The organism is Rhizobium sp. SEMIA4064, from assembly GCF_003025035.1.
GTDB lineage: Bacteria > Pseudomonadota > Alphaproteobacteria > Rhizobiales > Rhizobiaceae > Rhizobium > Rhizobium paranaense.
Genome location: NZ_PYJN01000016.1, coordinates 33185 through 48702 on the forward strand (window position 1 = coordinate 33185; position 15518 = coordinate 48702).

Genomic DNA, 15518 nt, shown 5'->3' on the forward strand with positions numbered 1-15518 from the left:
TCTATTTATCCGCCCGCACCGCGGCCTCGTAAGCGAGCCTCACCCAGCGGGCCATGATATCCGGATCGTCGAAAGCATCGTCCGGGATCGACCAGTAGGGCATGTTGACGGGTTTGCCTTTCTTCCCCTCATAGGCCCAGCGCCGGGCACCCGCCGCTTCGAATTCCCGGGCGCTGACGTCATCGGCCTTCAGCAGCATCTCGTCGCTCACTTCGACAGCGACGATACGACCCATGTGATAGACGCCCTTGCCGCCGAACATGCGCTTGATCGTCACCGGGCCGAGCGCCTGGAACATCTCTTCGATCTCAATATTGTCCATACCCTACCCCTTCAAAATACCGCCAGCGGCTAATACGGCTTCGGGCGTATCCACATCAAGATGGGCTGCATCGCCGATGTCGGCATCGATGATGGGAAGCCCAGCAGTTTCGATGATATGCCGGGCACCGACATCGCCCTCGAGCCGCATCACGGCGTCGAAGACGGCGCGCGGCAGGATGACAGGATTGCCGCGTTTACCGCGCGACACGGCACGAACGATCGCCTGGCCGTTCGCCTTGCGGAAGGCCGCAATCAGCGTCTTCAGGTCGCCACTGGTGACACCCGGCATGTCGGCCAGCATAACCAGCACGCCGTCAGCCCGTTGCGCCGCTGGGGTGCTGATGCCTGCAACCAACGAGCTTGCCATGCCAGAGGCATAGTCCGGATTGTGCACACGCTCTACGGCTAGGCCGGCTAGCGCTTGTTCGATGTCCTCGCGGCGATGGCCGGTGACGGCAACGACGGCGGAGGCTCCGCTTGCCAGGGCCGTTATGGCCGAGCGACGCACCAGAGGTATGCCGTCAAATTCCGCCAACAGCTTGTGCGGCCCGCCCTCGCCCATGCGGCGCGCCTTGCCGGCGGCAAGAAGCACGATGGCGACGGAGATCTGTGCTTGCGGTTTGACGGCGATATCGCGCGGTCTTGGCCGCGACTGAATTTCCATGAGAAGCCCTCCGACACCCATGCCGCTGATCTCCTGCGGCGTCGGCTTCTCGCCGGCAAGGATGCGATCGAGCACCCAGTCGAAACCATTTTCCTTCGGGCTGCGGGCGCAGCCGGGTGCGCCCACGACATAAACATCGCCGACGCTGCCGAGCACCAGCAGATTGCCGGGATCGACCGGCATTCCGACCTGGATCACTTGGCCACCCGCAAGCCGGATCGCCTCGGGGATAACGTCACCGGCGTCGATGACGGCGGATGCACCGAAGACGATGACGAGCTTCGACGATTGATCCGCCGCCTGCAGCGCCTTACCGATCGCTTCCGCGACCGCTGGCGCGCGATGGGCCACTCGCTCTTCCCTCTCCAGGGTGCTGCCGGCAAGCTGTAGCCGTTGTGAAAGGATACGCGTCGTCTTGTCCATCACGGAGGTCTTCAGCGACGGCAATTCGGTTGCGACCAGCGACACCGCATGCGGCCTGAATGGCTTCACCTCGAAGACGGTCGTCTGCTGCAGGATGTCGACGCCTGCGGCAACCTTCTCACCTGAAACCGCCAGCGGAATGATCTTGAAGGTCGCGACCATATCGCCACGACGCACCGGCACATGATCGGCAAGACAGGCAAGCGTGATAGCCGGATCGACACTGTTCAGCCGGTCGACGGCGGCGCGGTTCGCAACGAACAGGCCATCGACCGCGCTATGGACATTGACACGCCCCGTCGCCGCTTCGGAAAACGTCAGATGATCCGGAGCGATCGCCCGCGCCAAACGCGTCGCGGCCTCATTTTCCATAAGATCGTCAGGTTCGACTTTGGCGGCGGTGACATGGGCGATATTGGCCGCAACGAGGCGATCGAGATCGGCGCGGTCAAGCACATGCCCCTTGGCAAGGCTGCCATCGGACAATCGGATGGAATGCGCAAGCACGGCGCCTTCGGCTTCCGCTGTGGCAAAATCACCGAATTTCATCGCTTGTCACCCTTCGGTGACGAGACGTCACGGCCGCGCAGCGCGGCGATGATCTCGGCCAGAATGGCGACGGCGATTTCCACTGGGCTCGATGCGCCGATGGGAAGGCCGATAGGAGCATGAATCCGGGCAAGGTCGGCCTCCGTCAAACCCTCGCGCTTCAGTCGTTCCACGCGACTCGCATGTGTCTTACGACTGCCGAGCGCCCCGACATAGAAACAGCCGACCTTTAGCGCCTCGGCAATTGGGAAATCATCGATCTTCGGATCGTGGGTGACTGCAACCAACGCCGTATAGGCATCGAGCGGCTGCTCCTTCAAAACATCCACCGGCCAGTCGGCAATGAGATCGGCGCCATCGAAACGCTCAGGCGTCGCAAAAGCAGTGCGGGGATCGATGATGCGGATGTCAAAGCCTGCAAGCTCGGCCATACCAACCAAAACCTGGCTGATATGTACGGCGCCGATGACGACGATTTGCGGCGGCGGCAGGTGAACATTGAGGAAGAGGCTTTGTCCTCCGATCTCTACCGCCGAGGACTTTCCCGAGCGGAAGGCGGACGCGACGGCGTCGGCAAACGGACCGTCGACGACATCACCCTCGACGATCAGCCGATCCTGCCCGCCGGAGAGATCGGTCGCCAGGATCACCGCTTGCCGCGCCCGCCGCAGCCTGTTCAATTTCGTCAGTACCTGACGGTCCATCAGACAAGCCTCTCGACATAGACGCGAATTCGGCCGCCACAGGACAGGCCGACGCGCCAGGCGGTTTCATCCGCAACGCCGAACTCCAACATGCGGGCCTTGCCGCTTTCGATCACGTCCAGCGCCTCGGTGATGACGGCGCCCTCCACGCAGCCACCGGAGACCGAACCGTGAAAATTGCCTTCGCTGTCGATGACAAGATGGCTGCCGGTCGGGCGCGGCGCAGAACCCCAGGTATCGACGACAGTCGCCACTGCTACGTTGCGGCCAGCGGCAGCCCATTCCTCCGCAATGACAAGCGGGTCCAGGCTTTCGGGTGCATGTGTCATGGGTGCCTCACAGCTTGGCGAGAAAACGGCGTGGATCATAGGCGCCGGCGCGACCTACGCTCAGGGCCGATACGAGATCGGCCAGAGATAATAGATTGTGAACCGGACGGAATTCGTCAACATGCGGCAGCATGGCGCGAACGCCGCGGGCACGGGGTTCGAAGCCTTCGAAGCGCAAGAGCGGATTGAGCCAGATCAGCCGCCTGCAGGAGCGGTGTAGCCTGTCCATTTCGCTTTGCAGAAGCTCCACACCCTCCCGCTCCAATCCATCGGTGATGAGTAGCACGATCGCGCCCTGCCCCAGCACCCGCCGCGCCCAGAGCCGATTGAATTCCTTCAGCGTCTCGCCGATCCGTGTGCCGCCCGACCAGTCGCGGACGGCGGCAGCGCATTCGTCGAGCGCCTCATCCGGGTCCTTGTGACGCATCTGGCGGGTAACGTTGGTGAGCCGCGTGCCAAATAGAAAGGTATGCACCCGCCGCCGCTTCTCGGTGAGTACATGCAGGAAATGCAGGAAGATGCGGGTATATTGGCTCATGGAGCCGGAAATGTCGGCGAGCACCACCAAGGGCGGTTGCATTTCCTTCGGCTCGCGATAGCGCGGCAGGATCAGCGTGCCGCCGGTGCGAAGCGCGCTCCGCATGGTCGCGCGCGGATCGACCTTGGACGAGGAGTGCGACGGCACGAAACGGCGGGTACGGACGCTGTCGAGTGGCAATTCCAACTTCGCCAGTTCTTTCTTCGCAGCGGCAATTTCCGCAGCCGACATCTGGGCGAAATCCATGCGGCGCAGGAGTTCGTTACCCGATGTCGTGAAGCGGGCATCGATCTCGATATCCGGCATCTCGCGCTGTGGCCGGCGGTCTTCGCGGTCACCAAGCAGGGCGTCGCTGGCGCGGAGTTCGGCAGGCTTCGGCTTTTCCGTCTCGCGATTATCGGGCGCGACCGGCGACATCATCGCAATCATCTTTTGCACGAGATCGCGCGAGCGCCAGAACAGCCGGAATGCCTCGTCGAAAAGCGCAAGGTCCTCATGCCGTTTGACGAAGACGGAAGACAATGCCGCATGAAACTCGTCGCGCGAGCCGATGCCTATGGTTTCGACGGCTTCGATGGCGTCGGCGATGGTCGCCGGCCCGATCTTCAGGCCGGCCTTGCGTAAGGCACGAGCGAAGAAGACGATATTATCGGCCAGACGCCCGTCACCGGGCGGTGACGGCGGCGCTGCGATACCGTCTTGCATTGCCGGCCCCATGGTCGCTCATCCTGTCGCCAGCAGTTCGGATTTGACCTCGTCCAGCACCCGCTTGCCCTCGCCGCCCTGGATGCGGGCGATGTCGTCCTGGTATTTCAGCAGGGTGCCGAGCGTATCGGAAATCGTCTCGGGATCGAGCGCCAGCCGGTCGAGCTCGGCCAGCGCCGTCGCCCAATCGATGGTTTCGGCGACGCCGGGGTTTTTGAAGAGGTCGAGTGTGCGCAGCTTCTGCACATAGGCGACGATCTGGCGCGACAGCGCGTCGTTGCAGCCGGGCACCTTGCGGCGGATGATATCGAGCTCCTGCTCTGCTTCGGGGTAGTCGACCCAATGGTAGAGGCAGCGTCGCTTCAGAGCGTCGTGCACCTCTCGGGTGCGGTTGGTAGTGATGATGACGATGGGCGGTTCGGCGGCGCGGATGGTCCCGAGTTCGGGAACGGTCACCTGGAAATCGGAGAGCACTTCAAGCAGGAAAGCTTCGAACGCTTCATCGGTGCGGTCCAGCTCGTCGATCAGGAATACCGGCGCACGTCCTCCCATGCTCGACAGTGCTTGCAGCACGGGCCGGCGGATGAGATAGCGCTCTGAAAAGATATCGGCCTCGATCCGGTCGCGATCGGTGAGTCCGGACGCCTCGGCAAGGCGGATTTCCAGCATCTGTGCCGGATAGTTCCATTCATAGACGGCGGAGGAAATGTCGAGGCCTTCATAACATTGCAGGCGGATCAGCGGCCGGTCGAGCGCCTTCGACAGCACCTTGGCGATCTCGGTCTTGCCGACACCGGCCTCGCCTTCGAGAAACAGCGGCCGTTTCATTTTCAGTGCCAGAAACAACACCGTGCCCAGCGCACGCCCCGCGAGATAGTCGTGCGCGCCGAGCAAGGCTATTGTGTCGTCGATTGAACCCGGCAGCGAAGGTGCGTGATGATGATCAGGCATACTCTCTCCCATTACTACGCTGCGCGTCCCATCGGACGCTCTGATGACGCAGTAACACTTCAAACCGGCACATAGTCCCTCCCTTGGATCGATTCAGATCCAAGGGGTTGTGCTCTCAGGAGGTTATAACGTGTGATAGTCCCGGTTCATATAGAGCAGCGCCGGCTTTGTTTCATCGAAATGCACGGCCACGACTTCGCCGAAGATGATGTTATGCGTCGAAGCCCGCTTGATTTCGATGACGCGGCAATCGAAAGCCGCCAGCGCGTCGGCGAGCACCGGGGCGCCGGTCACCAGCGTATCGAACTTGCCCGTCGCGAAACGCTCGTCGGTGGTCAGGTTCGTCTTGCCGGAAAAGGCGTCGGCGAGCGCCTGGTGGTGGGCGCCCAGCGCGTTCAGGGCGAAGATGCCGCTTTTGAAGAAGATCTCGTTCTTCGCATTGTTGTTGTTCAGGCAGATCAGGATCGTGGCGGGATTGTCCGAAACCGAGCAGGCGGCCGTGATCGTCACCCCGCGCCGTTCATTGCCAAGCGCCGTGGTCACTAGCTGCACATGCCCCGCATAGCGGCTCATGGCGTCGCGATAGAGCACCGGATCCATACGCTGCTTGTCTAGCACGATTGCTTCCCTCGTTTTCGTCATTTCTCGTTTTCATTCAATATGGCGGGCACACGTTAGCTTTTCTACAATAGGATTATTGAAATCAACGAGATTTCGCTGCTTTTTCTTTGACGGCGACCTTCAGGCGGATAAAAGGGCAGGAGAATTGTCCAGGATACCATGTCGATGAACGTTCTGCGTCGCACACCGCTTCTGATTTCGCTGCTTCTGGCGGCAAGCAGCGGCTATGCCGCAGGTATCAATATCGGCATTGTCGCGCCGCAGGACGGGAACTTTGCATCCCTCGGCGCCCAGATCACCACAGGCGCCAATTTTCAACTGCAGGCACAGCAGGATTCCGCCACAGTCGTCAACGAACCCTGCACGGAGGATGGCGGCAGGGCGGCGGCCGAGTCATTGATCACCGCCAAGGCCCAGGTCGCAATCGGCTTTCTCTGCAGCGAGACGCTGGCAGGCGCGCTGCCACGACTGAAGGAAGCCGGCATTCCCGTCATTACCGTTTCCGTCCGCTCCCATATCGTGATGGAAGACGCGTTGAAGAACGGTTGGCAGCTTTTTCGTCTCGCTCCGGTTGACAGCGCCGAGGCTGCCCTGGCGGCCGACGTCATCCTGAAGAACTGGGCGGCCGAGCCGATAGCGCTTATCGAAGACGGCACGATCCACGGCCGCGAACTGGTGGAAGCGGTGCGTAATGCGCTGGAGGAGAAAGGCTTGAAGCCGGTCTTCACCGACACCTTTCGCCCCGGGCAGGACCAGCAGATCGCCCTTGTCCGCCGGCTGAAGAAGGCTGGCGTCACCCGTGCTTTCATCGGCGGCGATCGCAGCGACGTCGCGGTCATTGCCCGCGATGCGCACAACGAGAACATTCCCTTGACGCTGATGGGCGGTGACGCGATGCGCGCCGCCAACCAGCCGGTGCCTCTGGCAGACGGCGTACAGGCCATCGCCCTCCCCGATTTCGCCAGCCTACCCGCTGCCCAAGCGACCGCGCAGGCGATGCGCTCCAAAGGTATCGAACCGGATGGTTATATTCTGCCGGCCGCCGCGGCCGTGCTGATTGCCAACCAGGCTGCGGAAAGTGCCAAGGCGGAAAACAAGCCGATTGCCGACAAGCTGATCGGTACGACATTTCAGACGCCGATCGGCCCCGTCACCTTCGGTCAGCATCACGAATTGATGGAGAATCCTTATCGGCTGCTGGAATGGCGCGGCAGCGCCTTCGTGCCGGTGACATCGCCGTCGAACTGATATGGTCCGTGCAAGGCTGGCGGACTAGGTTGTTTGCCTGCCGAACCGGTGATAAGCCAAGCGCGATAAAACCAGACGGAGTTCAGCCATCCCATGACATTGCCGATCCGCATTGCGCCCTCCATCCTCGCGGCCGATTTCGCCAAGCTCGGACAGGAAGTCAAAGATGTGACCGAAGCCGGGGCGGACTGGATCCATCTCGACGTCATGGACGGACATTTTGTGCCGAATATCTCCTTCGGCCCCGATGTCATCAAGTCGCTGCGTTCCTATACCAGCGCCACCTTCGACTGCCATTTGATGATCTCGCCCGCCGATCCCTATCTCGAAGCCTTCGCCAAGGCCGGCTGCGATCGCATTACGGTTCACGCCGAAGCCGGCGTGCATCTGCATCGTTCGCTGCAGACCGTTCGTCATCTCGGCAAGAAGGTCGGCGTCACCCTCAATCCGGCAACACCTTTGTCCGTTCTGGAAAACGTGCTGGATGACATCGACCTGATCCTGATCATGTCGGTCAATCCCGGCTTCGGCGGCCAAAAGTTCATTCCTGCCATGGCCGACAAGATTCGGAATGCCCGGTCGCTGATCGGGGACCGCCCGATCGAACTCGAGGTCGACGGCGGCGTCACCGTCGACACGGCTCCGATCGTCACCGCCGCCGGGGCCAATGTCCTCGTCGCCGGCTCGGCGATCTTCAAGGGCGGATCCGCCGAGGCCTATCGGCAGACGGTCTCCGACCTGCGCACTGCGGCAGAACGAGGCCGCGTTGGATCAAATTAATCCGGCCAGCGCTGTCGTGACCACCGGACGGCTGAGGGTAGCCTTTCCGTCCTATCGACAGCTTCTGCTCGGGGCGCCCTGCTGGGGCATGGCAATGGCGAGTTCAGCGCTATCGGTGCTCTATTTGCGCAACGGTCTACTGACGAGCCATCTGCCCGCGCTCATGGCGGTCTATTTCTTTGGCGGCACGCTCGCTTGGCCGTTTACGCTGCCGCTCGCGCGGCTGCTTGCGCACCGCCGGCCGCTCGAAACGCGCTTTGCTGCTTTCTTTCTGGCACTGTCGCTTGGCACCGTCGCCATGACCGCCTTTCTTTTCGCCATGGACTATCGCTGGTTCTATGCACGCTGGCATGCGCCTTTCGGCACGCTCATCTGGGCGTTTCAGTTTGTTTTCACCAGCGCCAGCGCCGTCTATCAGTTCGCCATCCTCGGCCTGGGCCTGTTTCTGCCGCTCGGCTTCATCTTCCTGGTGGTGGCGAGCCTTTATCTCGCCAGACATATGCGTTGAGTTGAAGTAAAGATTGATCCAGAAACATTGAGCCAGAAAACATTGAGATTACCTCCCGTCTTTGTTATGGGGGCGCCGAGGATACGTTTCCCCTTACCCAAGAAAGCTTGAGCCTATGATCCCGCGCTACTCCCGACCGGAAATGGTCGCCATCTGGTCGCCCGAAACCAAGTTCCGCATCTGGTTCGAGATCGAAGCCCATGCTTGCGACGCGCTGGCCGAACTCGGCGTCATTCCGAAATCCGCAGCCGAAACCATCTGGGAAAAAGGTGGCAAGGCGACCTTCGACGTCGCCCGCATCGACGAGATCGAAGCCGTCACCAAGCACGACGTCATCGCTTTCCTTACGCATCTCGCCGAAATCGTCGGTCCCGATGCCCGCTTTGTGCATCAGGGCATGACCTCTTCGGACGTTCTCGACACCTGCTTCAACGTTCAACTCGTCCGCGCCAGCGACCTGCTGCTCGCCGATATCGACAAGCTTCTGGAAGCCCTGAAGCGCCGTGCCTTCGAGCACAAGGATACCGTCACTATCGGCCGCTCGCATGGCATTCATGCCGAGCCGACCACCTTCGGCGTCAAGCTGGCGCTTGCCTATGCCGAGTTCGAGCGTTGCAAGCAGCGCCTGATCGCAGCTCGCGAGGAAGTCGCCACCTGCGCCATCTCCGGCGCCGTCGGCACTTTTGCCAATATCGATCCGCGCGTCGAGGAACATGTCGCGGCGGCTCTGGGCCTGAAGCCGGAGCCGGTGTCGACCCAGGTCATCCCGCGCGACCGTCACGCCATGTTCTTCGCAACGCTCGGCGTCGTCGCCTCCTCGATAGAGCGTCTCGCCACCGAGATCCGTCATTTGCAGCGTACCGAAGTGCTGGAGGCCGAGGAATATTTCTCTCCCGGCCAGAAGGGCTCGTCGGCCATGCCGCACAAGCGTAATCCGGTGCTGACCGAAAACCTGACCGGCCTTGCCCGCATGGTTCGCTCCTATGCCATGCCGGCGATGGAGAATGTGGCACTGTGGCATGAGCGCGATATTTCCCACTCTTCCGTCGAGCGCATGATCGGCCCCGATGCGACAGTGACGCTCGATTTCGCCCTGGCCCGCATGACCAGCGTCGTCGACAAGCTGCTCGTCTACCCGGACAATATGATGAAGAATCTGAACAAGTTCCGCGGACTTGTTCATTCTCAGCGTGTGCTGCTGGCGCTGACACAGGCAGGTGTTTCCCGCGAGGATTCCTATCGCCTCGTCCAGCGCAACGCCATGAAGGTTTGGGAACAGGGCAAGGACTTCCTCGAAGAATTGCTCGCCGACAAGGAGGTCCGCGCAGCGCTCTCGGAAGAAGACATCCGCGAAAAATTCGACTTGGGCTATCACACCAAGCACGTCGACACGATCTTCAAGCGCGTGTTTGGCTGATCTATTGTTGATCGAGATCTGACGAGGCGGCGCCGACGACGCGCCGCCTTTTCTGTTTCATGCTGGGATTCCCGTCAGCCTCATCCTCTTTGCTGGCGCCGCCCGGCCTCTCTCCATCGCGCTTGGCTGCCTTCGCCACCAGACGATCGAGATGTTTCAAATCTTCTTCGTCGAGATTTTCTATGCCGATGAAACGGTTCTCGGCAGCGCTGGTCAGGATGAGTTCGTTGAGCTTGGCTTGAATGGCGCGGGTGTCGCGCGTCTGCGAATTCTGCAGCAGGAAAACCATCAGAAAGGTAATGATGGTCGTGCCAGTATTGATGACCAGTTGCCAATTTTCGGAAAAATCGAAGATCGGTCCGGTGATACCCCAGACAACTACCGACATCAGAGCCAATATGAAGACGACCGGTTTTCCAGTCCACTCCGAAACAATGGCGGCAAAACGGGAGAAAATATGCTTGAGCCTTGCCATATGATCCGCATCTTCCGCCGGGTCGCATGTCCAAACGGACATGCAAATATCCAAGCCTCGTTTGCACGCCTCTCCCGAATTCGTTGAACCCGAAAGAGGCGTGCGAGTTGATGCGGATCAACGTTGCAAGGTCACGGGCGGTTCCATTTGATCTGACTGGAACCGCAACGCGGCTGAATTCAGCTTGGGCCGACCGGCATCACGAGTTTGCGATAGAGATGCCAGGTGGCATGTCCGAGAATGGGCATGACCACTGCAAGCCCCGCAAAGATCGGGATCGTACCGACGACAAGAAGCCCGGCCACGATCAGTCCCCAGATTGCCACCGGCACCGGGTTGATGAGCGTCGCACGAATGCTGGCATCGACCGCCGCTACGGCACCGACATCACGGTCGAGCAGCAGCGGGAAGGTAACGACGGTTGTCGCCAGCACAACGAGCGCAAAGACGAATCCGACGAGGTTGCCCCAGAACATCATGCTCATGCCCTGCTGCGTCGTCACCACGTTCGACACGAAGGACGAGAGCGTTGCAGGCACGCTATCGCCGAAATAGGCGGTATAGATGGTTTGTGCCACGACCAGCCACACGATGAAGAAGCCAAACAGCAGCAGGCCGACCACAATGATGGACGGCAATGCCGGAGAGAAACGGACATCGAAAGCATGCCGCCAGGACGTATCCAGCCCCTGCTCCCGCCGCCGGCTGATCTCATAAAGCCCGATCGCCGCCAGTGGTCCCAGCAGCGCGAAGCCGGACATCAGCGGAAACAGTAACGGCAGCAGATTCTCGCCGGAACTCCAGATCGCCAGAGCTATGCCCGCGATCGGATACATGAGACACAGGAATACGTAATGCGATGGTTTTTCGCTGAAGTCGTCCAGCCCCAGTTTCAGGGCATCGATGAGATCGGCAATGCCGATCTTGCGGATGGCCGGACGCGTAAAGGTGTGGTTTGCGCCAGCCATGACATGAAATGCCGTCATAGTATTCCTCCTCCTCATCAGCCTATATGAGTTTAGCTGGCGGCACGAAAACGTCGGGCAACTAGAGGCGCCGACATCATCATTCGCTACCGGCAGGCGGGATCCTAGCAAATTTTGCCGCAATTGTCGCCTTTTCCCTTGACACCTCGGCCTTCCTTTTCCACATCGGCGCCATCATGAAAGCCTCCGACGCAGATATCCTCATCATACCCGGATACACCAACTCCGGTCCGGACCACTGGCAGACGCGCTGGGAGCAGAAGCTCTCCACGGCGCGACGGGTGGAGCAGGCCGAATGGTCGAAGCCCGTGCGCGATGATTGGGTTGCCCGTATCGCCGAAGAAGTAAACGCCTCGACCCGGCCGGTCGTATTGGTGGCGCATTCGCTTGGCGTGCCCTCGGTGATCCACGCGATCCCGCATTTCCGCAACAAGGTGGCCGGCGCCTTCTTCGTTGCACCGCCCGACGTCGCCAATCCGAAGATCAGGCCGAAGCATCTGATGACGTTCGGTCCTTATCCGCGCAATCCCCTGCCTTTTCCGTCGATCACCATCGCCAGCCGCAACGATCCCTTCGGCAGCTATGAGCATGCCGACGATATTGCAGGTAGCTGGGGCTCGCTGTTGATCGACGCTGGCGAGGCCGGCCATATCAACGCCGATTCCGGTCATGGTCCCTGGCCGGAAGGCACGATGGTCTTTGCCAAGTTTCTCGGCCAGCTCAAGCCGTGATTGCCGCCAAGCCGTGGTATAGTGGCCCAAGCCATGCTCACTAGCCTGTGAAGTACAGGAGCGGCTTCATTCCATCGTCAAATAAAAGCCTGTAGAACATGTGAGAACAGGATCGCGATTCTCGCATTGGTATAGAACCAAAGCCGGAATTCCGAGGAAGGAGGCGCTGGCGGATTGTGAATTCGCTTCTTATCCGTTATGGGGACGCCCACAGATCGATCCACTTGCGCTATTTCAGAGCGCTAACGACAGAGAACATTACCGATGAACCGTCGCCGCCGTATTTACGAGGGCAAGGCCAAGATCCTTTACGAAGGGCCTGAGCCGGGCACGCTGATCCAGTTTTTCAAGGATGATGCTACCGCCTTCAACAAAAAGAAACACGAAGTCATCGATGGCAAAGGCGTTCTGAACAATCGTATTTGCGAATATATTTTCAGCCATCTGAACAAAATCGGCATTCCCACGCACTTCATCCGCCGCCTCAACATGCGCGAGCAGTTGATCAAGGAAGTGGAGATGATCCCGCTCGAGATCGTCGTGCGCAATGTTGCCGCCGGCTCGCTCGCCAAGCGCCTCGGTATCGAAGAAGGCGTCGTGCTGCCGCGCTCGATCATCGAGTTCTACTACAAGTCCGACGCGCTCGAAGACCCGATGGTCTCGGAGGAGCATATCACTGCTTTCGGCTGGGCCAATCCGGCCGAGCTCGACGACATCATGGCGCTTGCCATCCGCGTCAACGACTTCATGACCGGCCTCTTCCTTGGCGTCGGCATCCAGCTCGTCGATTTCAAGATCGAGTGCGGCCGCCTGTTCGAAGGCGACATGATGCGCATCATCCTTGCCGACGAAATTTCGCCGGACTCCTGCCGTCTCTGGGATATCGAAACCCACGAGAAGATGGACAAGGATCGTTTCCGCCGCGATATGGGCGGTCTGCTGGAAGCCTATTCCGAAGTCGCCCGCCGGCTCGGCATCATCAATGAAAACGAACCCGTGCGCGGCACGGGCCCGGTTCTCGTCAAGTAAGCGCAGGAAGGACTATCGTGATCAAGGCTCGTGTAACCGTCACGCTGAAAAACGGCGTTCTCGATCCGCAGGGCAAGGCAATCGAAGGCGCCCTCGGCGCCCTCGGCTTCGACGGCGTTCATCAGGTTCGTCAAGGCAAGGTTTTCGACCTGGAGCTTGACGGCACCGACAAGGCCAAGGCCGAAGTCGAGCTGAAAGCCATGTGCGAAAAGCTCCTCGCCAATACCGTGATCGAGAACTTCAGCATTTCGATCGACTGATCGCCCTCCTTCGTGAGCCATTCTTTCTTTGCAACAGGCAAAGGAGTATGGCTTGACGGAGCATATTCCAGCGATCGCCACTCGCCTCTCTCGGGAACAGCATCATGAAATCAGCAGTCGTCCAACTCCCCGGCCTCAATCGCGATCGTGACATGATCGCGGCGCTGACCAAGATTTCCGGCAATGCGCCTATCACGGTCTGGCAGACAGAGACCGAGGTCCCGGACGTCGACCTGATCGTCATTCCCGGCGGCTTTTCCTATGGCGATTATCTGCGCTGCGGCGCGATCGCAGCCCGCATGCCGGTTATGCAGGCGATCAAGGAGAAGGCCGACAAGGGCGTCAAGGTTCTGGGCGTCTGCAACGGTTTCCAGATCCTTTTGGAAGCCGGCATGTTGCCCGGCGCTCTGATGCGCAATGCGTCGCTGAAATTCGTCTGCCGCGAGATCAAGCTCGAGGTCGTCAATGCCGAAACGGATTTCAGCCGCGCCTATGCCAAGGGGCAGGTGATCCGCTGCCCGGTCGCCCATCATGACGGCAATTTTTTTGCCGACGCGGAAACGCTGGCGACGATCGAGGGCAATGGTCAGGTGGTGTTCCGCTACGCCGAAGGCACCAATCCGAACGGCTCTATCAACGATATCGCCGGTATCATCAACGCCAAGGGCAATGTGCTTGGCATGATGCCTCATCCGGAGAACCTGATCGAAGCGGCCCATGGCGGCGCCGACGGCCGCGGTCTCTTCGCTTCCGCTCTCGACGTGATCGCTGCCTGATAAGCAGCATCGAAACCATAAAATCGGCGTCTTTGCATAAAACAGCAGGGCGCCGGAACGCCATTTGGCCGCCTCCGGCAGAACAGCCTTAATTCATTGGCCCTAACTGCTTTATTGGAAAGAGATTGATGCGCCCTCGCCTCCTGACAGGATTTTACTCCGCCGCTGCCATCGCGACGCTTGGGCTGCTGGTGACCTCGTGCGGTCCGCGTCCGCCGAGCATCAGCGCAACCGATCACAGCGCTCTGTCGACGATGGAGCGCGTCATGGTCAACGCCAATGCCTGCTGGTTCAAATCGGCTGATCCGGCCTTCGCAGGTTATCAGCTTGCTCCCGAGCTTAACTCCTATACGGGTCGCCCGCGCATTCTCGTGGTTGATAAGAAACATCCGACCGGCCGGCCGTCTCTCGTCGTTCAGGCGGAAGGCAGCCCGGCGCAGTTGCAGGCCTTCGGCCCGATGATGTCAGGCGCCTCCGGCGGCCGCATCACGGGTGACGTCAACCGCTGGGCCGCAGGCACGAAGGGCTGCTAAAGCCTAGCCCAAATCGCCCGATATCCTGGGCAAACGTGGCTGGCCCGCAAGTTCGGGGATCGCTGTCTTGGATCGATTTGTCATCATTTCCGGATGTTCGGGCGGAGGCAAGTCGACGCTGCTTGAGGAGCTTAGGCGCCGCGGCCACCAAGTCGTAGAAGAACCGGGACGTCGGATCGTCATCGAGGAATTGGAACGCGGCGGTTCGGCCCTGCCTTGGCTTGATGCACCCGCATTTGCCCGCCGGGCCGTGGGGATGTCGATATCAGATCGTTCCTCCGCAGCCTCGGCTCCCGGCCTGGTATTCTTCGACAGAGGTTTGATCGATGCTGCTGCCGCTCTTCACCATCTGACTGGCGAAGCCGACCTGGCCGTACTGGGACAATCCCATCGCTACAACAGACATGTCTTCCTGACGCCGCCATGGCCGGAAATATATGTCGCGGACCGCGAGCGAAGGCATGATCTCTCAGCAGCCATCGCGGAATACGATAGGCTGAGCTCGATCTATCCTTCGCTCGGCTATGAAGTTCACATCTTGCCGAAGGTGTCTATCGAGAAGCGTGCGAACATCGTGCTTTCCGTGTTGGATGGCGCCTAGCCGTCGTGCGGCTTGACCTCGTCGCTCGTCGCCGCGCCGTTCAGTCCCAGAAAAACGATTTGCTCACCTCGGTCATCGCTTCCCGGCGGGTCAGGCCGATGTCGCGCAATTCGTCGTCCGTTAGATAGCGCAAAGTCCCGCGCGTTTCCCGTTTCTGCAGCCAAGCTGCAAAACTTTCAAAAAGGCGACGCGCCAAGCGCGAGATCGGCATGAAGGTGCGCGGAGTCTCCCCGCCGCCAACTATGGTAGTCTTACCGAGGTGAATTGTCTCTATTGTATCCATTTCCTGCTCGCTTGATCGTGACAATCGAAATGTATCGAGCCAAACGACACGAATTGACTCATAATATTGACTCTATTCGCGAA

Annotated in this window: 20 protein-coding genes; 10 read left to right on the forward strand and 10 right to left on the reverse strand. The window is 60.1% G+C overall.

The genetic code is table 11. The features are described from left to right. Window position 1 precedes the first annotated feature (1 nt). From C9E91_RS10175 to C9E91_RS10205, 7 genes are all read right to left on the reverse strand, one after another. Window positions 2–322: a TfoX/Sxy family protein gene (locus C9E91_RS10175; RefSeq protein WP_107108179.1), complete on the reverse strand. Its 321-nt coding sequence runs from the start codon at window positions 320–322 to the stop codon at window positions 2–4. A gap of 3 nt (window positions 323–325) precedes the next feature. Further along, entirely contained in the window at window positions 326–1960 is a 1635-nt protein-coding gene (locus C9E91_RS10180; protein ID WP_107108180.1) for an NTP transferase domain-containing protein, read from the reverse strand. After that, entirely contained in the window at window positions 1957–2664 is a 708-nt protein-coding gene (locus tag C9E91_RS10185; protein ID WP_107108181.1) for an XdhC family protein, read from the reverse strand. Before C9E91_RS10185 ends, C9E91_RS10180 begins: the two co-directional genes overlap by 4 nt. Further along, window positions 2664–2993: an XdhC family protein gene (locus C9E91_RS10190; protein WP_107108182.1), complete on the reverse strand. Its 330-nt coding sequence runs from the start codon at window positions 2991–2993 to the stop codon at window positions 2664–2666. The genes C9E91_RS10185 and C9E91_RS10190 overlap by 1 nt, the downstream gene beginning before the upstream one ends. Before the next feature lie 7 nt (window positions 2994–3000). Continuing rightward, window positions 3001–4248, reverse strand: coding sequence for a vWA domain-containing protein (locus C9E91_RS10195; protein ID WP_107108183.1), 1248 nt, complete (start codon window positions 4246–4248; stop codon window positions 3001–3003). A 6-nt stretch (window positions 4249–4254) separates the two neighbouring features. Further along, the gene (locus C9E91_RS10200; RefSeq protein ID WP_107108184.1) at window positions 4255–5187 is read right to left on the reverse strand and encodes an AAA family ATPase; all 933 of its coding nucleotides are present in this window, start codon (window positions 5185–5187) and stop codon (window positions 4255–4257) included. A gap of 123 nt (window positions 5188–5310) precedes the next feature. Further along, window positions 5311–5829: a flavin reductase gene (locus C9E91_RS10205; protein WP_181316059.1), complete on the reverse strand. Its 519-nt coding sequence runs from the start codon at window positions 5827–5829 to the stop codon at window positions 5311–5313. Window positions 5830–5973: 144 nt separating this feature from the next. On the opposite strand from C9E91_RS10205, the gene C9E91_RS10210 reads away from it, so the two are divergent. The 4 genes from C9E91_RS10210 to purB all read left to right on the forward strand — a co-directional run bounded on the left by C9E91_RS10210 (window position 5974) and on the right by purB (window position 9761). Continuing rightward, window positions 5974–7056, forward strand: a complete 1083-nt coding sequence (locus C9E91_RS10210) for a branched-chain amino acid ABC transporter substrate-binding protein (protein WP_107108524.1) — start codon at window positions 5974–5976, stop codon at window positions 7054–7056. Between the two features lie 93 nt (window positions 7057–7149). Beyond that, window positions 7150–7836 carry a ribulose-phosphate 3-epimerase gene (gene rpe / locus C9E91_RS10215; protein WP_107108185.1) on the forward strand — a complete coding sequence of 229 codons (687 nt, stop codon included), beginning with the start codon at window positions 7150–7152 and terminating at the stop codon, window positions 7834–7836. An 88-nt stretch (window positions 7837–7924) separates the two neighbouring features. After that, window positions 7925–8344, forward strand: a complete 420-nt coding sequence (locus C9E91_RS10220) for a hypothetical protein (protein ID WP_245407474.1) — start codon at window positions 7925–7927, stop codon at window positions 8342–8344. Between the two features lie 115 nt (window positions 8345–8459). Then, the gene (gene purB / locus C9E91_RS10225; RefSeq protein WP_107108186.1) at window positions 8460–9761 is read left to right on the forward strand and encodes an adenylosuccinate lyase; all 1302 of its coding nucleotides are present in this window, start codon (window positions 8460–8462) and stop codon (window positions 9759–9761) included. A 1-nt stretch (window position 9762) separates the two neighbouring features. On the opposite strand, the gene C9E91_RS10230 is transcribed toward purB, so the two are convergent. Continuing rightward, on the reverse strand, window positions 9763–10236 hold the full coding sequence (locus C9E91_RS10230; protein ID WP_107108526.1) for a low affinity iron permease family protein: 474 nt from the start codon (window positions 10234–10236) through the stop codon (window positions 9763–9765). A 179-nt stretch (window positions 10237–10415) separates the two neighbouring features. After that, complete coding sequence (locus tag C9E91_RS10235) at window positions 10416–11222, reverse strand: DUF2189 domain-containing protein (protein WP_107108187.1); 807 nt, start codon at window positions 11220–11222, stop codon at window positions 10416–10418. A 176-nt stretch (window positions 11223–11398) separates the two neighbouring features. Here C9E91_RS10235 and C9E91_RS10240 point away from each other — a divergent pair, with 176 nt between their 5' ends. The 6 genes from C9E91_RS10240 (at window position 11399) to C9E91_RS10265 (ending at window position 15152) form a co-directional block, all read left to right on the forward strand. Further along, on the forward strand, window positions 11399–11953 hold the full coding sequence (locus tag C9E91_RS10240) for an RBBP9/YdeN family alpha/beta hydrolase (RefSeq protein WP_107108188.1): 555 nt from the start codon (window positions 11399–11401) through the stop codon (window positions 11951–11953). A gap of 264 nt (window positions 11954–12217) precedes the next feature. After that, a complete protein-coding gene (gene purC / locus C9E91_RS10245) occupies window positions 12218–12982 on the forward strand; it encodes a phosphoribosylaminoimidazolesuccinocarboxamide synthase (RefSeq protein WP_015340039.1) in 765 nt (254 codons plus the stop codon). A 17-nt stretch (window positions 12983–12999) separates the two neighbouring features. Then, a complete protein-coding gene (gene purS, locus C9E91_RS10250; RefSeq protein WP_107108189.1) occupies window positions 13000–13242 on the forward strand; it encodes a phosphoribosylformylglycinamidine synthase subunit PurS in 243 nt (80 codons plus the stop codon). Window positions 13243–13346: 104 nt separating this feature from the next. Beyond that, entirely contained in the window at window positions 13347–14018 is a 672-nt protein-coding gene (gene purQ, locus C9E91_RS10255; RefSeq protein ID WP_107108190.1) for a phosphoribosylformylglycinamidine synthase subunit PurQ, read from the forward strand. Between the two features lie 128 nt (window positions 14019–14146). After that, entirely contained in the window at window positions 14147–14551 is a 405-nt protein-coding gene (locus C9E91_RS10260) for a hypothetical protein (RefSeq protein WP_107108191.1), read from the forward strand. A gap of 67 nt (window positions 14552–14618) precedes the next feature. Continuing rightward, window positions 14619–15152 (forward strand): AAA family ATPase, encoded by a 534-nt coding sequence (locus C9E91_RS10265; protein ID WP_107108192.1) that lies wholly within the window; start codon window positions 14619–14621, stop codon window positions 15150–15152. Between the two features lie 40 nt (window positions 15153–15192). Here C9E91_RS10265 and C9E91_RS10270 read toward each other — a convergent pair whose 3' ends face one another. After that, window positions 15193–15435 carry a DUF1127 domain-containing protein gene (locus C9E91_RS10270; protein ID WP_107108193.1) on the reverse strand — a complete coding sequence of 81 codons (243 nt, stop codon included), beginning with the start codon at window positions 15433–15435 and terminating at the stop codon, window positions 15193–15195. Window positions 15436–15518: the final 83 nt, after the last annotated feature.